This window comes from Oxalobacteraceae sp. CFBP 8761 (assembly GCA_014841595.1).
Lineage (GTDB): Bacteria > Pseudomonadota > Gammaproteobacteria > Burkholderiales > Burkholderiaceae_D > Telluria.
The window spans coordinates 1,034,316-1,058,792 of sequence record JACYUE010000001.1 but is presented as its reverse complement, the minus strand read 5'-3'; the positions used below and the strand labels follow the sequence as shown (position 1 = coordinate 1,058,792).

Annotated in this window: 19 protein-coding genes; 12 read left to right on the top strand and 7 right to left on the bottom strand. The window is 64.1% G+C overall.

Annotated features, from left to right (window positions below):
* Nucleotides 1-6 precede the first annotated feature (6 nt).
* Both IFU00_04675 and IFU00_04670 read left to right on the top strand, forming a co-directional pair.
* Nucleotides 7-1,863, top strand: a complete 1,857-nt coding sequence (locus IFU00_04675; protein MBD8541578.1) for an Hsp70 family protein — start codon at nt 7-9, stop codon at nt 1,861-1,863.
* A complete protein-coding gene (locus tag IFU00_04670; protein ID MBD8541577.1) occupies nt 1,860-4,697 on the top strand; it encodes a hsp70 family protein in 2,838 nt (945 codons plus the stop codon). The genes IFU00_04675 and IFU00_04670 overlap by 4 nt, the downstream gene beginning before the upstream one ends.
* 18 nt (nt 4,698-4,715) lie before the next feature.
* On the opposite strand, the gene IFU00_04665 is transcribed toward IFU00_04670, so the two are convergent.
* Complete coding sequence (locus IFU00_04665; GenBank protein MBD8541576.1) at nt 4,716-5,387, bottom strand: methyltransferase domain-containing protein; 672 nt, start codon at nt 5,385-5,387, stop codon at nt 4,716-4,718.
* A gap of 123 nt (nt 5,388-5,510) precedes the next feature.
* Here IFU00_04665 and IFU00_04660 point away from each other — a divergent pair, with 123 nt between their 5' ends.
* The 3 genes from IFU00_04660 (at nt 5,511) to IFU00_04650 (ending at nt 8,531) form a co-directional block, all read left to right on the top strand.
* The gene (locus IFU00_04660; GenBank protein MBD8541575.1) at nt 5,511-6,167 is read left to right on the top strand and encodes a DUF4230 domain-containing protein; all 657 of its coding nucleotides are present in this window, start codon (nt 5,511-5,513) and stop codon (nt 6,165-6,167) included.
* A 129-nt stretch (nt 6,168-6,296) separates the two neighbouring features.
* The gene (locus IFU00_04655) at nt 6,297-7,274 is read left to right on the top strand and encodes a tripartite tricarboxylate transporter substrate binding protein (GenBank protein MBD8541574.1); all 978 of its coding nucleotides are present in this window, start codon (nt 6,297-6,299) and stop codon (nt 7,272-7,274) included.
* Nucleotides 7,275-7,736: 462 nt separating this feature from the next.
* Nucleotides 7,737-8,531: a hypothetical protein gene (locus IFU00_04650; protein MBD8541573.1), complete on the top strand. Its 795-nt coding sequence runs from the start codon at nt 7,737-7,739 to the stop codon at nt 8,529-8,531.
* A gap of 37 nt (nt 8,532-8,568) precedes the next feature.
* Here IFU00_04650 and IFU00_04645 read toward each other — a convergent pair whose 3' ends face one another.
* On the bottom strand, nt 8,569-9,042 hold the full coding sequence (locus IFU00_04645; protein ID MBD8541572.1) for an IS1 family transposase: 474 nt from the start codon (nt 9,040-9,042) through the stop codon (nt 8,569-8,571).
* A gap of 227 nt (nt 9,043-9,269) precedes the next feature.
* Between IFU00_04645 and IFU00_04640 the strand changes: the two genes are divergently transcribed.
* On the top strand, nt 9,270-10,310 hold the full coding sequence (locus IFU00_04640) for an SDR family oxidoreductase (protein ID MBD8541571.1): 1,041 nt from the start codon (nt 9,270-9,272) through the stop codon (nt 10,308-10,310).
* A 278-nt stretch (nt 10,311-10,588) separates the two neighbouring features.
* On the opposite strand, the gene IFU00_04635 is transcribed toward IFU00_04640, so the two are convergent.
* On the bottom strand, nt 10,589-12,388 hold the full coding sequence (locus IFU00_04635) for an NERD domain-containing protein (GenBank protein ID MBD8541570.1): 1,800 nt from the start codon (nt 12,386-12,388) through the stop codon (nt 10,589-10,591).
* Between the two features lie 284 nt (nt 12,389-12,672).
* On the opposite strand from IFU00_04635, the gene IFU00_04630 reads away from it, so the two are divergent.
* A complete protein-coding gene (locus IFU00_04630) occupies nt 12,673-13,335 on the top strand; it encodes a PRC-barrel domain-containing protein (protein ID MBD8541569.1) in 663 nt (220 codons plus the stop codon).
* 75 nt (nt 13,336-13,410) lie between these two features.
* Here IFU00_04630 and hrpA read toward each other — a convergent pair whose 3' ends face one another.
* On the bottom strand, nt 13,411-17,526 hold the full coding sequence (gene hrpA / locus IFU00_04625) for an ATP-dependent RNA helicase HrpA (protein ID MBD8541568.1): 4,116 nt from the start codon (nt 17,524-17,526) through the stop codon (nt 13,411-13,413).
* A gap of 54 nt (nt 17,527-17,580) precedes the next feature.
* Here hrpA and argA point away from each other — a divergent pair, with 54 nt between their 5' ends.
* Both argA and IFU00_04615 read left to right on the top strand, forming a co-directional pair.
* The gene (gene argA, locus IFU00_04620; GenBank protein MBD8541567.1) at nt 17,581-18,894 is read left to right on the top strand and encodes an amino-acid N-acetyltransferase; all 1,314 of its coding nucleotides are present in this window, start codon (nt 17,581-17,583) and stop codon (nt 18,892-18,894) included.
* Between the two features lie 47 nt (nt 18,895-18,941).
* The gene (locus IFU00_04615) at nt 18,942-19,214 is read left to right on the top strand and encodes an oxidative damage protection protein (GenBank protein MBD8541566.1); all 273 of its coding nucleotides are present in this window, start codon (nt 18,942-18,944) and stop codon (nt 19,212-19,214) included.
* A 76-nt stretch (nt 19,215-19,290) separates the two neighbouring features.
* Here the strand turns inward: IFU00_04615 and IFU00_04610 are convergent, their stop codons facing one another.
* Together IFU00_04610 and rpiA are read right to left on the bottom strand one after the other, a co-directional pair.
* Nucleotides 19,291-19,617, bottom strand: coding sequence for a hypothetical protein (locus tag IFU00_04610; GenBank protein MBD8541565.1), 327 nt, complete (start codon nt 19,615-19,617; stop codon nt 19,291-19,293).
* A 14-nt stretch (nt 19,618-19,631) separates the two neighbouring features.
* Nucleotides 19,632-20,309, bottom strand: a complete 678-nt coding sequence (rpiA, locus tag IFU00_04605) for a ribose-5-phosphate isomerase RpiA (GenBank protein ID MBD8541564.1) — start codon at nt 20,307-20,309, stop codon at nt 19,632-19,634.
* A 172-nt stretch (nt 20,310-20,481) separates the two neighbouring features.
* On the opposite strand from rpiA, the gene IFU00_04600 reads away from it, so the two are divergent.
* From IFU00_04600 to IFU00_04590, 3 genes are read left to right on the top strand one after another with little or no spacing between them, the layout of a single operon-like run.
* Nucleotides 20,482-21,687 carry an efflux RND transporter periplasmic adaptor subunit gene (locus IFU00_04600; GenBank protein MBD8541563.1) on the top strand — a complete coding sequence of 402 codons (1,206 nt, stop codon included), beginning with the start codon at nt 20,482-20,484 and terminating at the stop codon, nt 21,685-21,687.
* Nucleotides 21,684-22,418 carry an ABC transporter ATP-binding protein gene (locus IFU00_04595; GenBank protein ID MBD8541562.1) on the top strand — a complete coding sequence of 245 codons (735 nt, stop codon included), beginning with the start codon at nt 21,684-21,686 and terminating at the stop codon, nt 22,416-22,418. Before IFU00_04600 ends, IFU00_04595 begins: the two co-directional genes overlap by 4 nt.
* Nucleotides 22,419-22,453: 35 nt before the next feature.
* Entirely contained in the window at nt 22,454-23,638 is a 1,185-nt protein-coding gene (locus IFU00_04590; protein ID MBD8541561.1) for an ABC transporter permease, read from the top strand.
* A 15-nt stretch (nt 23,639-23,653) separates the two neighbouring features.
* Here the strand turns inward: IFU00_04590 and IFU00_04585 are convergent, their stop codons facing one another.
* Nucleotides 23,654-24,370, bottom strand: a complete 717-nt coding sequence (locus IFU00_04585) for a helix-turn-helix transcriptional regulator (protein ID MBD8541560.1) — start codon at nt 24,368-24,370, stop codon at nt 23,654-23,656.
* Between the last annotated feature and the right edge of the window lie 107 nt (nt 24,371-24,477).

Genomic DNA, 24,477 nt, shown 5'->3' with positions numbered 1-24,477 from the left:
GACCCGTTGAACAACGCGGCCGAACCGCGCTACGCCATCGGCATCGACCTGGGCACGACCCACAGCGCGCTGTCGTATGTCGACCTGCAGGCCAGCGATGGCGAACAGGCCGTCGACGCCGTGCTGCCGATCCCGCAACTGACTGCGCCCGGCACGATCGAGGCGCTGCCGCTGCTGCCATCGTTCCTGTATCTGCCGCACCCGGACGAACTGCCGGCCGGCGAACGCGCGCTGCCATGGAGCGACACTGAAGAAACCGCGATTGCCGGCGAGATGGCACGTAACCGCGGCGCGACCACGCCGATCCGCCTGGTCTCGTCGGCCAAGAGCTGGCTGTGTCACCCGGGCGTGGATCGCCGCGCCGCGATCCTGCCGACGGACGCTCCGGACGAAGTCACCCGTGTTTCGCCACTGGATGCATCGACCCACTACCTGCGCCATCTGCGCCAGGCCTGGAACGCCGCGCACCCCGAAGCGCCGTTCGACCAGCAATCGGTCACCGTCACCATCCCTGCCTCGTTCGATCCGGGCGCGCGCGAGCTGACGCTGGACGCCGCGCGCCTTGCCGGCTTCACGCCGACCCTGCTCGAAGAGCCGCAAGCGGCGCTGTACAGCTGGATCCAGGGCAGCAGCGGTCGCTGGCGCAAGCAGGTCGCACCCGGCGACATCATCCTGGTAGTCGACGTCGGCGGCGGCACCAGCGACTTTTCGCTGATCGCGATCCTTGAACGCGACGGCAAGCTCGAACCGCACCGCGTCGCCGTGGGTGACCATATCCTGCTCGGTGGCGACAATATGGACCTGGCGCTGGCTCACTTCGTGGCCCGCAAACTCTCGGCCAACGGCACGCAGCTCGACGCCTGGCAGATGCGCGCACTCACCTACGGCTGCCGCAGCGCCAAGGAAGCGCTACTGGCCGACGCCAACGCAACGACGCACCCGATCGTGGTGCCAAGCCGCGGCTCGAAACTCATCGGCGGCTCGATCCGCACCGAACTCACGCGCGACGAAGTCACCGCCTTCATCACCGACGGCTTCTTCCCGCGCGTGGAAGCCTCGGCCCGGCCGACCGTGCGCGCCCGCGCCGGCCTGACCCAGCTTGGCCTGCCGTATGCGCAGGACGCCGCGATCACGCGCCACCTGGCCGCGTTCCTCGCGCGCCAGGCCGGCGCCACCGCCGAACTCGAAGGCTTCAGTGGCCGCGTCACGGCCGACCACACGTTCCTGCATCCGAGCGCAGTGCTGTTCAACGGCGGCGTGTTCAAGTCCGGCATCCTGGCGCAGCGCGTGATGGACACCATCAATGACTGGCTGTACATGGAAGGCGCCGAACCGGCGCGCATGCTCGAAGGCGCGGACCTCGATCTGGCTGTCGCGCGCGGCGCGGCCTACTTCAGCTACGCGCGGCGTGGCGGTGGCGTGCGCATTCGCGGCGGCACGGCGCGCTCGTACTACGTTGGCGTCGAATCGTCGATGCCGGCCATCCCGGGCATGGAACCACCACTCGAAGCCCTGTGCGTGGCGCCGTTCGGCATGGAAGAAGGCAGCGAACTCGAACTGCCGGGCCAGGAGTTCGGCTTGGTGATCGGAGAGCCGGTCACGTTCCGCTTCTTCGGCTCCACCACGCGACGCCAGGACCGCATCGGCGACGTGCTCGAATTCTGGGGTCCGGACGAGCTGCACGAAATGAACGAGATCCAGGCCACGCTGCCGGCCGATGGCCGCGCAGCAGGTGATGTTGTGCAGGTAAAACTGCATGCGCTGGCGACGGATGCCGGCACGCTCGAACTGCTGGCGGTGGCGCGTGACGGCCAGCGCTGGAAGATCGAGTTCGACGTGCGTACGGCGGCCGGGGTCCAGTGACCTGGCTCGTCGGCATCGATCTGGGCACCACGAACACGGTGCTGGCCTACGGCCGCAATGGCCCGGGCGGCATCGAGTTATTCCAGATCGATCAGTTGGTGGCGCCCGGCGAAGTGGCCGGCGCACCGCTGCTGCCGTCGATGCGCTACCACCCGGGGCCGGACGAACTGGCGCCCGGCGCCCTGCAACTGCCCTGGCAGCAGGCGGACGTCGCCGGCGTCGAGCGCGTTGCGCTGGGGCGCCTGGCGCGCGTGCTCGGTGCGGCCACGCCGGGCCGGCTCGTCACGAGCGCCAAGAGCTGGCTGTCGCACGACGGCGTCGACCGCATGGCGCCGATCCTGCCGTGGGGTGTCGACAACGACGTGTCCAAGGTCTCGCCGGTGGCTGCCAGCGCCAGCTATCTTGCGCACCTGCGCGCCGCATGGAATGCACGCTTTCCCAAACAACCCCTCGAACGCCAGCAGATCGTGCTCACGGTGCCGGCGTCGTTCGACGAAGGCGCCCGCGCGCTGACGCTCGAAGCGGCCAGGCTGGCCGGCCTGCCACAGGTCGCGCTGCTGGAAGAACCGCAAGCCGCGCTGTACGACTGGCTGTACCGCCATCGCGCCAGCCTGGCCGACGATCTGGGCGATGCGCGGCTGGTGCTGGTGGCCGACGTCGGCGGTGGCACCACCGACTTCAGCCTGGTCAAGGTCGATACCAAAGATGGCGAGCCGCACCTGACACGCATCGGCGTGGGCAACCACCTGATCCTGGGTGGCGACAATATGGACCTGGCGCTGGCCCACCTGATCGAAGCGCGCATGGCGGAACAATCCGGCGACCACAATGGCAATGACGCCGCGCGCATACGTCTGTCGGCCGCGCGCCTGGCCCAGCTCACGGAACGCTGCCGCGCCGCCAAGGAACAACTGCTGGCCGACGATGCACCCGAGTCGGTCGCCGTCACGCTGCTTGGCGCTGGCAGCCGCCTGATCGGCTCCGCTCGCAAGGCCGACCTGCTGCGCAGCGACATCGAGCGCATCGTGCTCGATGGCTTCCTGCCGCTCAACGCGGCGCAGGAAGAACCGACGCGCGCCCGCGCCGGCATCGTCGAATTCGGCCTGCCGTACGCGAGCGACCCCGCCATCACGCGACATCTGGCGAGCTTTTTGCGCCAGCATGCGGCGGCGTCGCGCGAGGCGCTCGGCCTGGAAGACGGCGCGATCCCGATTCCGGATACGGTGCTGCTCAACGGCGGCGTGTTCAGGGGCGCCGCACTGGCCAGGCGCCTGATCGACACGCTGAGCGGCTGGCGCGGTGCCCCAGTACGCGTGCTGCACAACGAGAATCCCGATATCGCCGTCGCCCGTGGCGGCGTCGCCTACGCGCTGGCGCGCCAGGGTCTGGCGCCGGCCATTGACAGCGGCGCGGCCCGCAACTATTACCTGCTACTCGACGGCGAAGCGCGCGCCGGCCTGCTGCGCGCCGTCTGCCTGCTGCCACGCGGCACGCCGGCCGCCACGGAAGTCACGCTGGCAAACCGCAGCTTCGCGCTGCGCGTCGGCCGGCCAGTGCGCTTTCACTTGGTCTCGACGATTGCCGATGCCGGCGCGGCGCCACAGGCCGGTGACCTGGTCGATCTCGACCTGGCCGACGTGGTGCGACTGCCGCCAATCGCGACAGTGCTGCGCAAATCAGGATCCGGCGCCACGGCCGAAATTCCGGTGCACCTGGTGACGACGCTGAGCGAGGTCGGTTCACTCGAAGTGCATTGCGTCGCCGAAGACGGCGGCGGGCGCTGGCAGCTGGCGTTCCAGTTGCGTGGCAATAGCGATGATGACGGCGATATCGACGCGCCGGACGAGGCCCTGCCCGCGAACCTCGACGCGGCGATCGACAAGATCGAGCGCGTGTTTGGCGCCCGCTCGAAACAGATCGAGCCGAAAGAAGTCAAGCAACTGCGTGCTGGCCTGGAACATCTGCTCGGCCCGCGCGAAAGTTGGACCACGCCGCTGCTGCGCCGCCTGTTCGACGCCTTGATGGCGCGAGCGAAAGGCCGGCGCCGCTCGGTAGAGCACGAGCGCGCGTGGCTCAACCTGGCCGGCTACAGCCTGCGCCCCGGCTTCGGCCACCCGCTCGACGAGTGGCGCATGGAGGGGCTGTGGGCCCTGTTCGAGGCGGGCGTGCAGCACCACAAGGACAGCCAGGTGCGCGCCGAATGGTGGACGCTGTGGCGCCGCGTGGCCGGCGGCCTGTCGCTCGATGCGCAACTGCGCGTGCTGGACGATTTCGCCTTCAACCTGCAGGCCGATGCCGCCGAGCGTGGCCGGCGTCCCGTCACGCTGGTCGACGGCAGCGAAGAAGACCTGCTGCGCGTGGGCGCGTCGCTCGAACGCATCCCATCGGCCTACAAGGCCGAGATCGGGGAATGGCTGTTCAAGCAGATCGCCGACATCCCTGCCGGCGGCAAGCTCGATGCCCGCGCCAGCGCGCGCTACGGCCGCTACCTGTGGGCGCTGGGCCGCGTGGGTGCGCGCCAGTCGTTCCAGTCGAGCGCGCACGAGGTAGCGCCGCCCGACGTGGCCGAGGGCTGGCTGCGCCAGCTCCTGCTGCTCGACTGGCGCAAGGTGGAGCCAGCCGGCTTTGCCGCCGCCCACATCGCGCGCATGACGGGCGACCGCTCGCGCGACATCGATGATGCGGTGCGCGGCGACGTGCTGCGCCGCCTGGCCGCCAGCGGCGCGCCGCCGGCATGGACAGCGATGGTGCGCGAGGTCGTGGAACTGGATCAGGCCAGCGAAGCGCGCATGCTGGGCGATGCGCTGCCGCCGGGGCTCAAGCTGCTGCGCTGAGCGCGGTCGATCGACGCATCACGCTTCCAGCTGCCCGATCAAGATCAGTGAGACCGGCTTGCCGGTATGGGGATCCAGCGGTTCGCGCATCGCAGTGACGCGCAACCCGTTTGCTGCGAACAGCGCGACCCAGCCCGCGATCGTGCGGAAGTACCACGGCGGCGCATCGGCGAAGTCGCTGGAAAAGCCTGCCCAGCTGCCAGCGCGCCAGCCGTCGGCATACGGCGCATCGCCGCACGCCATGAGCGGATGCACGGTCTGCACGACCAGCGAGCCACCCTCGCGCAGATAGGTTGGCGCTGCGCGCAGCAGGCCATCGACCGCCTCGTTGCCGATCAACGAGAAATTGCAGACTGCGACATCGACTGCCAGCGCCAGCTGGCCCTGCGCGATCTGCTCGAACGACAGCACGCAAAAGTCGCCGCCGCCAGCGGCATTGGCTTTCTCGACCAGCGCGGCAATCGCATCGACACCGACCATCGCCACGCCCGGCAGCGCACGTACCAGCCAGCCTTCGCCGCAACCGAGATCGACGCCGGTGGCCGGATCAAGGCTGCGCACCGCATCGACGATGGCGGCATTGGTGACCAGCATGCGGGTTTCGATCTCACCTCCCCGCACGGCGGTGGTCCAGGGGTCGACGTTGCGCGACCACGCGTCGAGAACAGCGGCATCGGTAAGACCTGGCATGGGTTCCTCCTGTAATCACGTGATTATGCCGCAGGCGGCAACGGCACACCGGTGAACGACAGCCATCCACAGGATCGGATAGACTAGCCGCCGACTCCGCCAACGCACCCGCCCCTGCCGCCCATGAAACCATCGCAACACCTGCCCATCCTGCTCGTCGCCGTCCTCGCTGCCGCCATTACCTTCGCGCTCATCAAGCGCCCGGCCGACGAAGCGCCCGCACCGCCGCCGCTGGTGTCGCTCGAGAAGATGGGGCATCTGGTGTCGCTCAAGATGAACTATTCGGACGTGATCGAATTCACGCAGCCGAATGCCGTGGACATCCCGTGGTCGCAATGGGAAGTCCGGCTTGGCAGCACCCGCGTGCTGCTGGTCGCGCGCGGCGACTGCACGCTGGCCACCGACCTGCGCCAGGCGCGCTACGAAGACATCGACAACACGGCGCGCACGCTGACGGTCGTGCTGCCGGCGCCCTCGCCCCTGCAGGCGCGCATCAACCACGAACCGCGCGCCAAGGGTGGCTCGTACTTCTATGCGATCACCGACCAGGGCTTGCAGGCGTTCATTCCATCGGCGCAAACGCGCACCACGGCCATGAACAACGTACTGGCCACGGCGCAGAAAGCGGTGCAGGCCGCGTGCAGCCAGCCAACAATATTGAATACCGCGAGGGACAACGCCGCCACCGTGATGCAGGCCACGCTGCTGGCCACCGGGTGGACGCCGACCGTCGTGTGGGAAGCCAGCACCGGGCTGCCCAAGGCTGGCACCACGCCATAATCTGTTGTAAGAAATTCCCACATAGAAACAAAAGATTACACCTGCGATGACGCAACCGGCGTGACCCTTCGTGTAGAATCGCCTCAGCAGGTTATCGGAACAAATCAACTATATAGAGGTGACAACACCATGCGCGTCTTCCCATCCAGCGGAAAAACCCTTGTCTTTGCTCTCGCGGCAACCGTTCTTTCTACCAGCGTCTTCGCCCAAACCTGGCCAAGCGACACCGTGACCGTCGTCGTGCCATGGCCGGCAGGTGGCCCGTCGGACATCGCGGCGCGCCCGCTGGCCAAAGGCTTGACGACCGCGCTGGGCAAGTCGTTCGTCATCGATAACCGTGGCGGCGGCGGCGGCAATATCGGTTCGGCAGCGGTCACCCGCGCCAAGGCCGATGGCCAGACCATGCTGATCACCTCGAGCGCACCAATCGTGATCAACCCGAGCCTGTACAAGAAAATGGCGTTCAACCCGGCGACCGACCTGATCCCGGTCACCAACCTGCTGCGCGCGCCGCTGGTGCTGGTTGCCCACCCATCGGTCCCGGCCAAGAACGTCAAGGAACTGCTGGCCCTGATCAAGTCGAAGAACGGCCAGTTCTCGTATGCGTCAGCCGGTAACGGTACCCCGCAACACCTGACCGGTGAAATCTTCCGCGGCGTGACCAAGCTCGACATGGTTCACGTCCCATACAAGGGTTCGGCGCCGGCGATTTCCGACCTGCTGGGCGGCCACATTCCGATCATGTTCGACAGCACCATCGCGATCATGCCGCACATCAAGAGCGGCAAGGTCAAGCCAATCGCCATTTCGGGCAACAAGCGTTCGCCGCTGCTGCCGGATGTACCAACCTTCGCCGAAGCCGGCCTGCCAATCGAATCGTATGCGTGGTATGGCATGTTCGTGCCAGCCAAGACGCCGAAGGCCGTGGTCGACAAGATCAACGCCGAAACGCAGAAGGTCATGAAGTCGCCTGACTTCCAGCGCGTGCTGGCCGACACCGGCACCGAGTACGTGGGCGACACGCCTGAGAACTTCGCCAAGTTCGTCCAGGCTGAAACCACCAAGTGGTCGAAAGTCGTGAAAGACAGCGGCGCGACCGTCGACTGATTGTCAGCGACTCGGTAGTGCCCTGAAAACGGGTGACGCGGCTTTGCCGGGTCACCCGTTTTTTTTGGGCGCAGTCAGCGTTAAATTCAAAACCTGGCTACAGGGGTTTCGCGGCGTGGCGTCGCGCTACCTGCCCAATTACCTGGGCTGGCGCTGGGCGTTGGATGGAGAGCGAATTATTTTTCCAGAACAATTGCTCCGCATTGCTATCAGCGTCATCAACAGATAACACTGACTGCGCCTTTTTACGTCCGTATTATTGCTTGCCGCAGCCATTACGTGCCTGGCATCCCGTGCCAGAATCTGCCCGCGCGATGTCTTTACATACCAGAAATCGACCATTTACGATGTCTTATTAATAAGGTAATCTCCGCCTTACGGTTGTCATCGTCTTGTCACAGAACTGTACAGTTCCTGTTATTCGAACAGAAATTTCTTGGCGATCATCTTGGAGAAAACAATATGTCCGCCTATCGCCTGTCCAGCAGCCCCCGCTCGGTTGCCTACTTTCTGGGCACGATCATCGTCTGTCTTCTGTGCGCGCACGCAGCAGGTCTTGTCATGCGTCTGGGGTTGGGGCACGACACAGTCTATGGCCTGGTTCCTCTGTTCGACGTCAATGTCGAAGGCAATATTCCGACGTTTTTCTCGGTGTGCCTCGGACTGTGCAGCGCTGCCCTGTTTGCCGTGATTGCGCTGGACGCAAAAAGTCGTGGTGACCGGGACGCTATCTACTGGACTGTCCTGGCGGCTGGCTTCCTGTTTCTGTCTTACGATGAATGCTTCCAGGTGCATGAAAGAATGACTGTGCCGATGCGCGCCATGCTGGGGGGCTCCGATCCGGCAAATGGCACAAACCTTGGCCTGATGTATTTCAGTTGGGTCGCGCCGGGCTTGATTGGCGCGTTCACGGTTTCGCTGTTCTTCCTCAAATTCATGTTGCGGTTGCCCGTTGCCACCCGCCGCCGGATGATCCTGGCAGCAAGCCTGTTCCTCGGCGGCTGTCTCGGCATGGAACTGATCAATGGCAGTGTCATGGAAAGCCAGGGCGACGGTCTGCTCTACAACGTGCTTGTCATGACCGAGGAAGGACTCGAAATGACCGGCATGGCAACCCTGATTTATGCCATGACCAGCCATATCGCTGCGAGCTGCGACAGACTCGAGGTCAATCTGCATGCCGATACCACGGCAACGGTGCGGCAAGCGACTCCGGCGCAGTGCACTGGCGCCGCTGCCCGAACCACGTCCTCATGACGCACGCACCGGGATTCCCTGGCTGTCGCGGCGAACGTCATTGCTTCGTGGTGGCCTTTTTCAGTGTGCGGCGAACTTTGTCAGTGGGCCACAACCGTTCTTTATCAGTCTCGTCCAGAAAGCGGTGACGCCAGCGCAGCGCGGTATTGCTGTGCACACCAACCTGGGCCGCCGCTGCGCGCACTGATCTGGCTTCGCGCAGCATGACAATGTAATCGAGCCACTTGTCGCGCAATCTCAGCCGCGCCAGCGGGGTGCCGGTCAGGTCGTTGAATGTCCGGCGGCACTGGCGGCAGCGAAAGCGCTGGCGGTTATTGGCCTGGCCATGCCGGTTCAGTTGCCGGCTAGCGCAATGCGGGCAGCAGCGTTGCGTCGACCTGCTGTCTGCGATGAGGGCCGCGAGCCGCTCAAGGCTGCCCTGCTGGTGCGGGACCGCCATCGCCCTTGCCGGCCGGGGATGGTCGAGCAATGCGCGACGCGGGCCTGATTTCACGAATCTGAACGATGTCACGGTGGGCTCCCTTGTTACAGTCGGAGTTCGACACCTGCCTGGCCCGCCAGTTCAGTTTTCATCACCGCGATGAAGCTCGCATCCTGTTGTCGTTCAAGCGTCTTTGACTTCCCTCACAAGACATTGCTCCACCGCTACCGAACACCATGACTTTTCGATAACGACTAACATCTTTATCAACATTGTGACCGCTACCGGCACCCTGCCACCACATTCAAGGAGCAAGCATGCATTCGGAAGACAAGAAGGTCGAGAACCAGACCACGCAAGACATGGCGCCATCGCGCCGCCGGTTCGTCGGCACCGTGGCCGCCGGCGTCGCCGCCTCGGCCGCTGCCGTACCGGCCCTGGCCCAGCAAGCCGCGGGCGGCAACCAGCCGGCCGCCGGCGCCGCGCGCGAAGCGGCCAAGCGCTATCCGCGTCCACCGTTTCCGAATCAGGATCAGCCATGGCCTGCCCTGGCCAGCAAGATGACACCGCGCCCTGACCATGGCGAAACCACCTATCGCGGCAGTGGCCGCCTTGCTGGCCGCAAGGCACTGATCACGGGTGGCGACTCGGGCATCGGCCGCGCTGCCGCGATCGCGTACGCGCGCGAAGGCGCGGACGTGGCGATCGGCTACCTGCCGGCCGAAGAGCCGGATGCACGCGAAGTGATGCAACTGATCCGCGACGCCGGCCGCAAGGCAGTGGCTGTACCGGGCGATATCCGCGATGAAGCGTTCTGCAAGAAGATGGTGGAAACCGCCGTGCGCGAACTCGGCGGCCTGGACATCCTGGTCAACAATGCCGCGCGCCAGCAGAACCACGACTCGATCCTCGACATCACCAGCGAACAGTTCGACTGGACGATCAAGACCAATGTGTATGCGGTGTTCTGGATCACCAAGGCAGCGATTCCGCACATGAAGCCAGGCAGCGTGATCATCAACACGTCGTCGCAGACGGCCTACGATCCGCCGGAAAAACTGCTCGACTATGCGTCGACCAAGGCGTTCGAGGTAGCATTCACCAAGTCGCTGGCCAAGCAGATGGCCTCAAAAGGGATTCGGGTCAATGCGGTAGCACCGGGCCCGGTATGGACACCGCTGCAACTGGCGGGCGGCAATTCACCGGAGGGCCGCGCAAAGTTCGGGGAAGACACGCCGATGAAGCGTCCAGGCCAGCCAGCCGAACTGGCGGCGACCTATGTCACGCTGGCGTCGGATGAATCGAGCTACACCACCGGCCATGTGTATGGCGTGGCAGGTGGCGGCGGGCAGCCGTAAGCGCCCACTAGCATGTCCGCCCGGTCTTGCCGGGTGGACTAGACAACCTGCGTGCTCAGCGACGGCGCAGCAGACGCACCAGCAACGCCGCGAACGGGCGGGTCGGGATCCGGCGGCCCAGCGGCCCCGCGTTGTTGCAGCGTGAGGTGACGGTCATGATTGTTCTCCAAAGTATTGCTTTGCAGATTAACCATTGCCGTTTAGCTCTTCTGTACGCTGGTTCGCATAGTCTTACCTGCTGGCATCAGGCTGCTCCATGGCGTGCGATTACGCAACACTTACATTGTTTCCAGCACCGTCATTGCGCGCTTGAGCTTGTCTGTGTGGGGTGTGATGCCATCGCACGTCATTACCAGCTCATGTGTGGCACGGGTCATCGCCACATACAGCAGGCGCGCCTCGTCCTCGACGATGTCCTCTTCCTTCAACTCGGCGCCAAGGCCGGGAATGCCCACCAGTGAAAACTCCAGCCCCTTGCTGCTGTGCATGGTGATCAGCTTGACGCTGTCGTGTACCGGCGAATAGGCCATGCCTTTTGCCTGCTGCCATTGAAACGGAATGTCGCGCCGCTGCAATACCTCGGCCAGCACTTTACCGACGCCATAACGCCGATAGATCAGCGCCATCTCGCCCCATGGCGTGCCGGTCTTGCTGGCCGCAACGAGTTTATCGGCCAGGAATTCAGCTTCTTTCTGCAGACTTGGCAGTTGCACCAGAATCGGCTTCGGACCATGCCGGCCTGTGCTCATCGGCTGGACCGTCGGCGCTTCATCATCCTCGGTATTGTGCGCGGTGAGCAGCTCGGCGGCAAAGGCGCGCGCCACCGCCAGGATTTCAGCCGTGTTCCGATAATTGAGTTTCAGGATGGTGGTGCGCCCTGCTGCGTGCACGCCAACACTCGAGAACGAGAATTTCAGCTTCTTTGCCGTGTGATAAATCGACTGTGCATCGTCGTACAAGACCAGCAGCGATTTGGTTTCAGGATTGACCATTTGAACGATCAGCTTGAACCAGGCCGGTTTGAAGTCATGCCCCTCGTCGATCAGTACGGCGTCGTACTGCCCCCGGGGAATCAGATCGCTGTCCACGCCCCGGATCACGCTATCGATGCACGCCTCGAAATAAGCATCCAGATCGGCTGATTTAGCGGGCTTGTCGACGTGATAGGTGTCAAGCTGGCGCATGCACCACGCGTGGAAATTGATGGCCACGATTTTATCGCCCAACCCTTTTTGCTCGATCATGGCGGCCAGCTTGGCTGCCAGGGTCTTGTTGTAGCAAAGGATCGCAATCGGCCGCTGGCTCAGCTTTGCGAGGTGCTCGGCGCGATAACCCAGGATCAGCGTTTTGCCCGAACCCGCCACGCCGTGAATCACGCGATGCCCTTCACCCAGGCTGCGCGCCAGCTGCTCTTGCTGCAGGTCCATGACACGGATGAGGTCCGGGATTTCCGTACTGATCTGGCCGTGTTCTTCGCACGGATCGGCCTGAACGCCAATACGCACTTCAGGAAACATATGCCAGCGCACACGGTCAATTTGCGGCAACGACAGCTTCATCTTGAACTTGATCGGGAACATCCCCCATAACCGCGCCTGGAACGCTTCGTCGTCCACACTCTCCGTCATCTCGTCCTGGCAAATAACGAGGTGCGCCGGAAGAACCTCGCCCAACGCGCCATCGTCAAATTGCTTGCGCGTGATATTGCTCAGCACGACCCCACAACCGTAGGGAAAGAAGAATTTCCCTTTCAAGCTACCCGATGGCCAGATCAGCATCGGATCGCCTTCCAGCTTGTTGGTGACGGCGTACAGATACTGGCGCGCCTGCTCCAGCGGATTCAAGACTTGCTTGGTACCCGCATCGGTAACGATCACGGCGTGCTGCTTGTCGATACTGACCAGGGTGCCGAGGCGCCAGTCCTTTACTTCCAGCACCAGCAAGCCGCGTGCAGGATGAAACACGATGAAGTCGGGATGCTGGTTACGCGCGCCGATGCTCACGTCATACCAGCACAGATAGTCATCTTCGAGTTTGTCTTCGAGGCGCACAGCGAAGCGCCGTTCACCAGAGGTCATGCGCGCCGTGCAGGCGCTGAGTGATGGGATGAGAATTGCCATTAACGTATTCCTGTCGATCCATCAATGTAGCCGATCGTTCCAAGGCAAACCGGTAAAATTGTATTTCCGCAACGCATTAGTATTGTTTGTTGCATTTTGCCATCGCCAGAGAACGCACCCGGTCCAAAGCGCTGGCGCGCGCGCCCCAATCCAATAGCGTCCTACCATGGCGTGACAGGGCGACGGTTAGTCCAGATCGGGTTGGCCGCGGGCACTGTTCACAACGTCACATGGAGGAACATATGGGCTACGCAGATCGCGACAAATATGGCATGTACAAGGACAGCTCCATCGCAGGTCCGGGACCATCGCTGATGGGGGCTGATACCTTGATTGGCGAAAATGTTGTCAATGCCAACGAAGAAGACCTTGGCGAGATCAAGGAAATCATGCTCGACATGCAGACCGGTCAGGTCGCCTACGCCGTGCTGGCCTTCGGCGGCTTTTTGGGCATGGGCGAAAAACTGTTCGCCGTGCCATGGCAGGCGCTGCACCTCGACACGGTCAACAAACGTTTCGTGCTGGGCATCGAAAAAGACCGCCTGAAATCCGCGCCCGGTTTCGACAAGGACGCGTGGCCCGACATGGCTGACTCGATCTGGGCCGGCGACGTCCACGATTTCTATGGCACCGACCCGCAGCGTTCGGGCGCACCGACCATGGGCCCGGGTGTGCCAACGGCTGGCATGGGCGGCGCGGCCACCGGCAGCAGCACCTACGCCGGCGGCGCAATGGGCTCGAGCATGGGCGCAGGATCGGCCGGTTCGGCGAGTGTTGCCGGATCGGGCAGCAGCATGAGCGACTCGTCGCTCAATCAGGGCTCGGGCGCGAGTCTGGATCCACGCGCCGGCAACCTGGGCGACGACGATGATCTGAGCCGGATCCGGGGCAGCAATATCGGGTAACTGAACGACGACGCTGCATGGCTGCGCCAGGCTGACAACCAAGCTGTCAACCAAGCTGTCAACCATGCACCGTCATTACCGCTGCATCGACTCCCACACCTTCTGCAAGCGCTTGGCCGACACCGGCATCGGCGTTCTCAGCTCCTGCGCGAACAGCGACACCCGCAACTCTTCCAGCATCCAGCGGAACTCGATCATGCGCGGATCGTTGTTCTTCGACCCCATGTTTTTCAGTGTGCGCTGGAACTGCGCTGCTGCCGACTGCCACTCCGCCATCAGCTGCGCATCGCGCGTCGGATTACCGCGCAGCTTCTCCAGCCGCACGTTGATCCCCTTCAGGTAGCGCGGGAAGTGCGCCAGCTGGCTGTACTCGTTGTCCGCGATGAAGCGCTTGTGCACGAGCGCCTGCAACTGCCCCATGATGTCCGCCGACACCGCCTGCGGCAGGGTCTGCACGCGCTTGGGCATGCCGTGGAATTCAGCCAGCACCTGACCCGCCAGGCGCGCCACCTCGTTGATCAAGAGTCCAATGCGGCCCTTGCCCTGGTCACGGCGCGCGTTGAACTGCGCCGCATTGAGCGGCAGCGGATCCTGCAGGCAGGCGATGTCGATCGCCTTGGCCACGATCTGGTCGCGCAAGTCTTCCTGCGAACCCAGGCTCATGAACTGCATGCCCATGCCCTGCAGGCCGGGGATGTTCTTCTCGGCGAACTTGAGCTGCTCCTTGAACTGCAGCGCGAACAGACGGCGCAGGCCCACGCGGTGCGTACGCGCCGCCACGTTCGGGTCGTCGAAGACTTCCAGATCGCAGTGCGTGATCTTGTCGACCAGCGCCGGGAAGCCGATCAGCGTCAGCTTGCCCTGGTTGATCTCCAGGAGCTCGGGCAAGTCGCCAAACGTCCAGGCGGTCAGGCCCGTGTGCTGGCTGCTCGTCGATGCACCTTTGGCCGAGGCCACCGCCGGCGCGGCCGGCTGGGCGCCCTTGCCCTTGGCCGTTGGCGCCGCGGCGGGTGCAGCAGAAGCAGTAGCCGCTGCGCCGGAACCAATTGCGCCAGGCCGCGCCAACCGCGCGAGCGAACTGCTCGATGCCGGCGCCGACTCGGCCATCTTCTGGAAACTCTCGCGCGCCTGCCCGCCCAGTTCGGCCTGCAGCGTGGCCAGGTTGCGGCCCATGTCCAGCTGGCGACTATGCTCGTCGATCACCTTGAAGTTCATGAACATGTGCGCTGGCAGCGTCTCGATCTTGAAGTCGGCCGTCAGCACCAGCGTGCCGGTCTGCGCGCGCACGTCGGCGATCAGCACGTCGATCAGGTCGCCCCGTCCGAACGTGCCGGCCGCGTGGATGCGCTCGACGAACTTGGCCGCATAGTCCGGCAGCGGCACGCAGTGACGGCGCAGCTTTTGCGGCAGTGACTTGAGCAGCAGATGCACCTTTTCCTTGATCATGCCCGGCACCAGCCACGCCGCGCGCTCCTGCGGAATCTGGTTCAGCGCGAACAGCGGCACGGCGAGCGTGACGCCATCGCGCACGCTGCCCGGCTCGAAGTGGTACGACAGCCCCATCTCGATGCCGGTGACGGTCATCGTCTTCGGGAACAGCTCGGTGGTGATGCCGGCCGCTTCGTGCCGCATCAGTTCTTCGCGGTTCAGGTACAGCAGCTTCGGGTTCTCGCGCGCGACGTCCTTGTACCACTTCTCGAAACCGGCGCCATTGACGATGTCGCGCGGGATCTCGCTGTCGTAGAAGGCCACGATCAGCTGGTCGTCCACCAGCACGTCCTGGCGGCGCGACTTGTGCTCGAGGTTCTCGATGTCCTTCACCAGCTTGTGGTTGTGGATGTAGAACGGCAGGCGCGTTTCGTAGTCGCCCGCGACCAGCGCGTCGCGGATGAAGATCTCGCGCGCTTCGGTTGGATTGCGCTGGCCGTAGTTGATGCGGCGCGCGCCGTAGATGACGATGCCGTGCAGCGTCGCGCGTTCGAGCGCCGTGACCTGCGCCTGCTTTTTCTCCCAGCGCGGCTCACCCCAGGATTTTTTCAAGAGGTGCGCGCCGACCTTCTCGACCCACTCCGGCTGGATCTGCGCGATCGTGCGCGCATACAGGCGCGTCGTCTCGACCAGTTCGGCCGCCATGATCCAGCGCCCTGCCTTCTTGCCCAGCGTCGAGCCGGGCCAGATGTGGAACTTGATGCCGCGTGCGCCCAGATAGATGCCGGCCTGCTCGTCCTCGGCCTTGAAACCGATATTGCCCAGCAGGCCGGTGAGCAGCGAGATGTGCAGCTGCTCGTAGGTTGCCGGTGACTCGTTCAGGCGCCAGCCCTGCTCGCGCACGATGGTCAGCAGCTGTGAATGCACATCGCGCCACTCGCGCAGGCGCACCTGCGACAGGAAGTTGGCGCGGCAGTTTTCCTGCAGCTGGCGATTGGTTTTCTTGTGCTCGATCGCGTCTTCGAACCAGGCCCAGATCTTCAGGTAGCTGAGAAACTCCGAGCGCTCGTCGGCGAACTTCTTGTGCTTCTCGTCGGCCTGCTGCTGGTACTCGATGGGACGGTCGCGCGGGTCCTGCGTTGACAAAGCCGAGGCCACGATCAGCATCTCGGTCAGGCACCCGTTGTCGAGCGCGGCGAGAATCATGCGGCCCACACGCGGGTCGAGCGGCAGCTTGGCCAGCTTGCGGCCCAGTGGCGTCAGTTCATTGGTGTCGTCGACCGCACCAACCTCTTGCAGCAGCTGGTAGCCGTCAGCGATCGCGCGGCCCTGCGGCGCCTCGATGAACGGGAAGGTCTCCACGTCCGTCAGGCGCAGCGCCTTCATGCGCAGGATGACGGCGGCCAGCGACGAGCGCAGGATTTCGGGTTCGGTAAATTTGGGACGCTTGAGGAAATCGTCTTCTTCGAACAGGCGGATACAGACGCCATCGGCCACACGGCCGCAGCGGCCGGCGCGCTGGTTGGCGGCCGACTGCGCGATCGGCTCGACCTGCAACTGCTCGACCTTGTTCCTGAAGCTGTAGCGCTTTACACGCGCCAGACCCGTGTCGACCACATAGCGAATGCCCGGCACGGTCAGCGACGTCTCGGCCACGTTGGTCGACAACACGATGCGGCGCGCATTCGTCGTGCGGAACACGCGATCCTGCTCTTCGACCGACAGGCGCGCGAACAGCGGCAGGATCTCGACATGCGGCGGATGGTGCTTGCGCAGCGCCTCGGCGCAATCGCGGATCTCGCGCTCGCCCGGCAAGAACACGAGCACGTCGCCCTGCCCCAGGCGGCACACTTCATCGACGCCATCGACCACCGCATCCATCAGGTCGCGTTTGTCGCGCGCGGCTTGTGCCTTTGGCGCGAGATTCGGCGTCTCGCCGGGCTTGGGCGTATTAACACCCACGACCGGATCACGATCGACCGCGCGATAACGTACCTCCACAGCATACAGGCGACCAGATACTTCGATCACCGGCGCCGGTTTCAAGTCGGCGCCATCGCCCTTGCCGAAGTGGCGCGCGAAGCGCTCGGCGTCGATCGTCGCCGACGTGATGATGATCTTCAGGTCCGGCCGGCGCGGCATCAGCTGCTTCAGGTAGCCGAGCAAGAAGTCGATGTTCAGACTGCGCTCGTGCGCCTCGTCGATGATGATCGTGTCGTAGTTGCGCAGCAGCGGATCGGTCTGCGTTTCGGCCAGCAGGATACCGTCGGTCATCAGCTTGACCGACGCGCCCTTTTGCAGCGTGTCGTTGAAGCGCACCTTGAAGCCCACGTGCTCGCCCAGTGGCGTCCCCAGTTCCTGCGCGATGCGCTTGGCGGTGGACGACGCGGCGATCCGGCGTGGCTGCGTGTGGCCGATCAGGCCCTTGCTGCCGCGGCCCAGTTCCAGGCAGATCTTCGGCAGCTGGGTCGTCTTGCCCGACCCGGTTTCGCCCGAGACGATGACGACCTGGTTTTCCTGGATCGCCCTGGCGATTTCAGCGCGCCGGCCCGAGACCGGCAAGTCTTCGGGAAAGGTAATCGGCGGCAGCGGATTGCGCTCGCGTGGCACATCCTCGCGGTGCGGCAGCTGCTGGCGTGGCTGCCCGTCGCCACGCGCGCGGCGTGGACGTGGCTGGGCAGGTGCAGGGGCCGCGGTGGCATTGGAAGTGGCGTCTACGGCGCGCGCCGGTCGTTGCGAAGGCTTGTTACTCTGTTCAGACATTGATTTTTACAAGGTTTTGGTGCGCACATCGCGCAGCGAATTATAATGCGGCAAATGGAAACTCCTACCCAATTCGTCCAGTGGCTGCGCTCGGTCGCGCCGTACATTCACGCATTCGGCGGCAAGACCTTCGTGGTCGCCTTCCCCGGCGAGCTCGTTGCTGCCGGCGCACTACCAGTACTGGCGCAGGACTTGTCACTGCTGGTCGGCCTGGGCATCCGGATCGTGCTGGTGCACGGCTCGCGTCCGCAGGTGGCCGAACAGCTCGAACTGCGTAACGTCGAGGGGCGCTTTCACAACGGCGTGCGCGTCACCGACACCGCCGCCCTCGAATGCGCGAAAGAAGCCGCCGGCGAACTGCGTCTCGATATCGAAGCCGCCTTCAGCCAGGGCCTGCCCAACACGCCGATGTCCAACGCCCAGATCAGCATCGTCTCGGGCAACTTCGTCGTGGCCCGCCCGCTTGGCGTGATCGACGGCGTCGACTTCGAACTCACGGGCGTCACGCGCAAGATCGCCGCTGAAAAAATCCACCCGATCCTGCAGACCGAAGACAACCTGGTGCTGCTCTCGCCGCTGGGTTTCTCGCCCACCGGCGAAATCTTCAACCTGACGCTGGAAGACGTCGCCGCGTCGGCAGCGATCGCGCTGCATGCCGACAAGCTGATCTTCATTACCGAAACACCGATGATCGTCGATGCGGCCGGCACCGAGATCCGCGAGCTGTCGTCGCACATGGCCGAAGCCGTGCTGCAGGCGGGCTTCCTGTCCGACTCGGCCGCGTTCTACATGGAGCATGCGATCAAGGCCTGCAATGCCGGCGTCGATCGCGCCCACATCATTCCGTTCGAGATGGACGGCTCGGCGCTGCTCGAGGTGTTCACCCACGATGGCGTGGGGACCATGATCAGCCACGAGAACCTCGAAAGCCTGCGTCAGGCCACAATTGAGGACGTTGGCGGAATTATCAAGCTTATCGAGCCACTTGAAGCCGACGGCACGCTGGTCTATCGCGGCCGCGAGCTGATCGAACGCGAGATCGACCAGTTCTCGGTCATCGACCACGATGGCGTGATCTTCGGCTGCGCCGCGCTGTATCCGTTCCCCGAATCGAAGATGGGCGAGATGGCCTGCCTGACCGTGAGCCAGGACGCGCAGACGCAGGGCGACGGTGAGCGCATCCTCAAGCACATGGAAAACCGCGCCCGCGCGGCCGGCCTGACCAAGCTGTTCGTGCTGACCACGCGCACGTCGCACTGGTTCAAGAAGCGCGGCTTCGTGCCGGCCACCGTGGACGACCTGCCGAAAGACCGGCAGCACATGTACAACTGGCAGCGCCGCTCACAGGTCTTGATCAAGACTTTATAATACGCGTCTTAACGACCGAATCACCGAACGAATAACAGGAGTACTCGATGGCCCGCACCGTCCACTGCATCAAACTGAACAAGGAAGCCGAAGGCCTGGATTACCCACCGGTCCCCGGCGAGATGGGCAAGAAGCTGTACCTGCAGGTCTCGAAAGAAGCCTGGCAGGCATGGCTCAAGCACCAGACCATGCTGATCAATGAAAACCGCCTGAACCTGGCCGACGACCGCGCGCGCAAATACCTGGCGACGCAGCTGGAGAAGCACTTCTTCGGCGAAGGCGCCGACCAGGCGATGGGCTACGTGCCGCCACCGGTGTAAGCACGCCGCGCGCTGTACGTGAAAAAAATCCCGCTCGGGGCATTGGCCGCGAGCGGGATTTTTTACGCCTGGTGTCTTACATCTTTTTGCACTGGCGCAGCTCGCAGCGCGCCATGAACACCTGGCCATTCTGGCACTGCATCCGGTAGACCTCGATCGGCCCGGGCTCGGTCACCAGCCCCGCGCCCTGCGTGCTGGTGCAGGCCTGCGCCTTGGCCAGCTTCTCGACCGTGTGCGACGATTCTCCGACCTTGAACGGCGTACGCTGGATCGCTGTCACGTCGGTCGACGCCGCCGGCGCCACAACGGCAGGCTCGGACAAATCGATCGAACTGCCAAAGACAGAGCAACCCGCCAGCAAGGCAGCGAGCGAAGGAGCGGACAGCAGCAGCGCACGATTCATGGTCGGGTTTCCGGTTACAGCGACAGGGTCTTGACGCCGTCTGCCGTGCCGAGCAGGCAGACATCGGCGCCGGCTTTGGCGAACAGGCCAACGGCGATCACGCCGACGATCTGGTTGATGTTCTCTTCGAGCGCCACCGGATCGGTAATCTTCAGACCCGCCACATCGATCAGTTCGCCGCCGTTGTCGGTGATGAACGCCTGATCGGTACCGGCCTTGAGGCGCAGCTTCGGCTGGCCACCCAGTGCCGCCAGCTGGCGCATCACCGACGCGCGCGCCATCGGGATCACTTCGACCGGCAGCGCGAATGCGCCGAGCGTCTCGACCAGCTTGGAGCCGTCGGCGATGCAGACGAACTTCTTTGCCACCGACGCGACGATTTTTTCGCGCGTGAGCGCGGCGCCGCCGCCCTTGATCATCGCGCCCTGCGCGTTGATTTCGTCGGCGCCGTCGATGTAGACCGCCATCGATTCGACGTCATTCAGGTCGAACACGGGGATGCCGTGGCCGCGCAGGCGGCTTGCCGTGGCTTCGGACGACGCGACGGTGCCCTTGATGCGGTCCTTGATCTTCGCCAGTTCGTCGATGAAGAAGTTGGCGGTCGAGCCGGTGCCCACACCGATGATTTCACCCTCGACCACGTAATCGATGGCGGCGCGCGCTACGGCTTGTTTCAGTTCGTCTTGAGTCATGATGCTTCGGTAAAAAGGGAATACGCCATTCTAGCGGATCGGCGCCCTCCTTTTTCCAAAATTGGCGGGGCTTCGCCGCCAAATTCAGGCCTGCCAATGCGCCATGCATTGCCATTCGCGCACCGGTGCATCAAACTCGGCCTTTACTTGGTATTTATCTGGCATACATACAATGAACATCTTCACCAGGAAGCGCGTTGTCATCGCCGTTGCCGTCCTCGCCGCTGTCGCCGTCGCCGTTGCCGTGGTCAAGCGCAAGGACGACGCCGTACCACCATCCCAATACCGCAGCACCGTCGTCGATCGCGGCGCCATCAACCAGACCGTCACCGCCACCGGCACCATCAATCCGGTCGCGCTGATCAATGTCGGCTCGCAGGTGTCGGGCACCGTGGCTGAGCTGAATGCCGACTTCAACGACCGCGTGAAAAAAGGCCAGGTGCTGCTCAAGCTCGAGCCGACCATTTTCAATGCCCAGGTGCGCCAGGCCGAAGCGAATATCGCGTCGGCGCGCGCCAGCCTGCGCCTGGCCCAGGCCACGTTCGAGCGCAACGAGCAGCTGGTGGCGCAGAATTTCCTGTCCGGTCTCGCGCTCGACCAGTCCAAGCGCGAGATGCAGGTCGCGCAGGCCAACCTGACGCTGGCGCAGGCGCAGCACGACCGCGCCAGGGCGGACCTGAACAACAGCGTGATCCGCTCGCCGATCGACGGCGTCGTCATCAAGCGCACGATCGACCTGGGCCAGACCCTGGCGGCGTCGTTCAACACGCCGAACCTGTTCCAGATCGCGCAAGACCTGACCAAGATGCAGATCGATACCAGCGTATCCGAAGCCGACGTCGGCCAGCTCAAGGACGGCCTGCCGGCGCGCTTCGTCGTCGATGCCTATCCCGACCGCGAATTCGCCGCCACCATGCGCCAGTTCCGCCTCGCGCCAAACGTCGTGCAGAACGTCGTCACGTACAACGTGGTGCTCGACGTCGACAACGTCGACGAACTGCTCAAGCCCGGCATGACGGCGCAGGTGCGGCTGGTGGTAGCGAACCGCCCGGACGTGCTGCGCATCCCGACCACCGCGCTGCGCTTCCGGCTGTCGGAAGAAGAGCAGGAGGCCGAGCGAAAACGCAACAAGGATGCCAAACCGGGCGCCGTTGCACCCACTCCCGCGCCGGTCAAGGACGACGACGTCGCATTCCGCAGCGCGAGCGACACCACGCGCATGTTCAAGATTTACAAGCTGGACGCGATGAACCACCCGCAGCCCGTCGATATCCGCGCCGGCCTTTCGAACTTCCGCTATACCGAAGTCGTGTCGGGCGACCTGAAGGCGGGCGACCGCGTCGTCACCCGCTCGCTGGTCACACCGGAGAATCCATGACAGGGCCGCTGATCGACATCCGCGGCGTGGTCAAGACCTACCTGAGCGGCGCAGTCGAAACCCCGGTACTGCACGGCGTCGACCTGCGCGTGGAGCACGGCGACTTCGTCTCGGTCATGGGCCAGTCGGGTTCCGGCAAATCGACGCTCATGAACATCCTCGGGTGCCTCGACCAGGCCACCGGCGGCACCTACCTGCTCAATGGCGTCGACACGCGCACGCTGGGCCGTGCCGAACTGGCCGACATCCGCAACCGCACGATCGGCTTCGTGTTCCAGAGCTTCAATCTCATCAAGCGCATGAGCGTGGCCGAGAACGTCGCCCTGCCCCTGATCTATGGTGGCATGGGCCGCGCCAAGGCGCAGGCGCGCGCGGTGCAGGAACTCGAGCGCGTGGGCCTGGGCGAATTTGCCAAACGCACGCCAAGCCAGCTGTCGGGCGGCCAGCAGCAGCGCGTGGCCATCGCGCGCGCACTGGTGACCGATCCGCCGCTGCTGCTGGCCGATGAACCCACCGGCAACCTCGACACCCACACGAGCGACGACATCATGACCAGCTTCGGCACCCTGAACCGCGAGCGCGGCATCACGATCGTGCTGGTGACGCACGAACCCGATGTCGCTGCCTACAGCCGGCGTCTGGTGCGCCTGAAGGATGGCCGCGTGCTGTACGACGGCCCGGCGGCCGAAGGCCTGCAACTGGCAAGCAGCCACGCCGGAGTAGCGCGATGAACCTGGTCCAGGTCCTGATCGAGTCGTTCCGTTCGATGGCAGCCAACCGGCTGCGCACTGCCCTGACGATGCTGGGCATCGTGATCGGTATCGCGTCGGTCGTGCTGCTGCTGGCACTGGGCGACAGCATGCAGCGCTTCATCGGCAAGCAGTTGCAGATGCTGGGCACGAACATGGTCTACGTAATGCCGGGCGGCGACCGCACGGCCGCCCAGCGCGCCCGTGAAGGCAAGGTCGCGGTGCTCACGCTGGACGATGCCGAGGCACTCAACGCGCTGCCCAGCCTGACCGGCGCCGCGCCGGCGCTGCAGGGCAGCTTCAAGGTCGCCGCCGGCAACGAAAACGCCAGCAGCATGGTCATGGGCGTGACGCCGGCGATGTTCACGATCCGCAACTGGAAGGTCGACCAGGGCACGCTGTTTGGCGAAAGCGACGTGCGCGCCAGCGCGCGCCTGGTGGTGATCGGCCAGAAGGTCGCGGACCAGTTCTTTTACCGCGCCGACCCGCTCGGCCAGTTTCTGCGCATCGAGAACGTCGCGTTCCAGGTGGTGGGCGTGCTGGCCGGCGAAGGTCGCCAGACCGACGGCACCGACCTGGCCGAACAGATCCTGGTGCCGATCACGGCGACCAGCGCCAACCTGGTCAAGTCGCCGTTTCCGCAGAATGTCCATTACATCAACGCGCAGGGGCGGCCCGGGGTGGCGATGACGGACGCGATCGAGGACATCAAGGAAGTCATCCGCAGCCGGCACCGGATCCGCGTCGACGATCCCGACGACTTCCGGGTGCAGAACCTGAACACGATCGCCGAAACGGCCAACAAGATCACGGCCGGCGTGGCGCTGCTGCTTGGCCTGATCGGCGCGATTTCACTGCTGGTCGGCGGCATCGGCATCATGAACATCATGCTGGTGTCGGTGACCGAGCGCACGCGCGAAATCGGCATCCGCATGGCGATCGGAGCGCGGCCCAACGACGTGCTGATGCAGTTCCTGGCCGAGGCAGTGGTGATCTGCCTGGCCGGTGGCCTGGTCGGCATCGCGATCGCGGCCGGCGGCGCGGCGCTGATCACGAAGTTTGCCGATTTTGAGGTCTATCTCACCATCAGCGCGGTGATGGTGGCGTGCGGGTTTGCCACGGCGGTGGGCGTGTTCTTCGGCTTTTATCCGGCCCGGCGCGCCTCGCGCCTGCTGCCGGTGGATTGCCTGCGCTACGAATGACCGCAGCGCAGCAGGCTACCCATCCTGCCTGCTGCGCTTGCGGGGCTTGACCGGCTTTGCCGCCACCGCTGGCGCGCTGTCGGTCGTCGACTGCGCCGGGGTGTGCGTGTTCTCGTGCACGTGCGACGACATGATCGCCTGCATCTGCTCCTCATCCTCACTCGACATCACGGTCAGCACCTCGGCCTCGTCGCACCCTTCCGGCGCCAGGTACGCGTGCCCCATGCTCGAGTCGAAGTAGATCGACTGCCCTTCCCTGAGCACCACCGGATCGTAGAACTCGCTGTGCAGCACGACCGCGCCCTTGAGCACGTAGGTGAATTCTTCGCCCGAGTGATGCACCAGCTGCCCGAACTGCTTGACCGACTTGGCGCGGATGCGCGCGATCACGGGAATCATCCGCTTGCGGCGCAGCTCCGCGCACAGGTAGTGGTAGTCGTAGTTGGGCGTCTCCACCCGCACTGCGCTGGCCAGGTCGCCGATGCTGCGCCGCGCCGTCACCGGTGTGTCTGCACCCTTGTCTTCTTCGGCAAACAGCTCTGACATGCGCATGCCGAGCTTTTGGCTCAGCTGATACAGCTTGTCGTAGCTGAGCGTCAGCTGGCCGTGCTCCACCTTCGACAGCGTGGAGACCGGGATGCCGCTGTTTGTGCTCATTTCTTTCAGCGTCCACCCCTTGCGGCTGCGCAGGCCGCGGATCAACGCGCCAAGGGTCGGGGATTCAGAGGTCATGGACGGCATTCATAAAGTGTTGACATGGTTTCCGATTGGGTAGATATTTCTCTAATCAGAGAAAAATACTCGGATCAAGCTTTATTTTATAGGCTGGCCCGATCGAC

Excerpts from the sequence above, each read along its gene's own strand:
- IFU00_04665 (MBD8541576.1), bottom strand. The coding sequence starts at position 5,387 with ATGCCAGGTCTTACCGATGCCGCTGTTCTCGACGCGTGGTCGCGCAAC.
- IFU00_04660 (MBD8541575.1), top strand. The coding sequence starts at position 5,511 with ATGAAACCATCGCAACACCTGCCCATCCTGCTCGTCGCCGTCCTCGCT.
- IFU00_04655 (MBD8541574.1), top strand. The coding sequence starts at position 6,297 with ATGCGCGTCTTCCCATCCAGCGGAAAAACCCTTGTCTTTGCTCTCGCG.
- IFU00_04650 (MBD8541573.1), top strand. The coding sequence starts at position 7,737 with ATGTCCGCCTATCGCCTGTCCAGCAGCCCCCGCTCGGTTGCCTACTTT.
- IFU00_04640 (MBD8541571.1), top strand. The coding sequence starts at position 9,270 with ATGCATTCGGAAGACAAGAAGGTCGAGAACCAGACCACGCAAGACATG.
- IFU00_04635 (MBD8541570.1), bottom strand. The coding sequence starts at position 12,388 with ATGACCTCTGGTGAACGGCGCTTCGCTGTGCGCCTCGAAGACAAACTC.
- IFU00_04630 (MBD8541569.1), top strand. The coding sequence starts at position 12,673 with ATGGGCTACGCAGATCGCGACAAATATGGCATGTACAAGGACAGCTCC.
- hrpA (MBD8541568.1), bottom strand. The coding sequence starts at position 17,526 with ATGTCTGAACAGAGTAACAAGCCTTCGCAACGACCGGCGCGCGCCGTA.
- argA (MBD8541567.1), top strand. The coding sequence starts at position 17,581 with ATGGAAACTCCTACCCAATTCGTCCAGTGGCTGCGCTCGGTCGCGCCG.
- IFU00_04615 (MBD8541566.1), top strand. The coding sequence starts at position 18,942 with ATGGCCCGCACCGTCCACTGCATCAAACTGAACAAGGAAGCCGAAGGC.
- IFU00_04610 (MBD8541565.1), bottom strand. The coding sequence starts at position 19,617 with ATGAATCGTGCGCTGCTGCTGTCCGCTCCTTCGCTCGCTGCCTTGCTG.
- rpiA (MBD8541564.1), bottom strand. The coding sequence starts at position 20,309 with ATGACTCAAGACGAACTGAAACAAGCCGTAGCGCGCGCCGCCATCGAT.
- IFU00_04600 (MBD8541563.1), top strand. The coding sequence starts at position 20,482 with ATGAACATCTTCACCAGGAAGCGCGTTGTCATCGCCGTTGCCGTCCTC.
- IFU00_04595 (MBD8541562.1), top strand. The coding sequence starts at position 21,684 with ATGACAGGGCCGCTGATCGACATCCGCGGCGTGGTCAAGACCTACCTG.
- IFU00_04590 (MBD8541561.1), top strand. The coding sequence starts at position 22,454 with ATGGCAGCCAACCGGCTGCGCACTGCCCTGACGATGCTGGGCATCGTG.
- IFU00_04585 (MBD8541560.1), bottom strand. The coding sequence starts at position 24,370 with ATGACCTCTGAATCCCCGACCCTTGGCGCGTTGATCCGCGGCCTGCGC.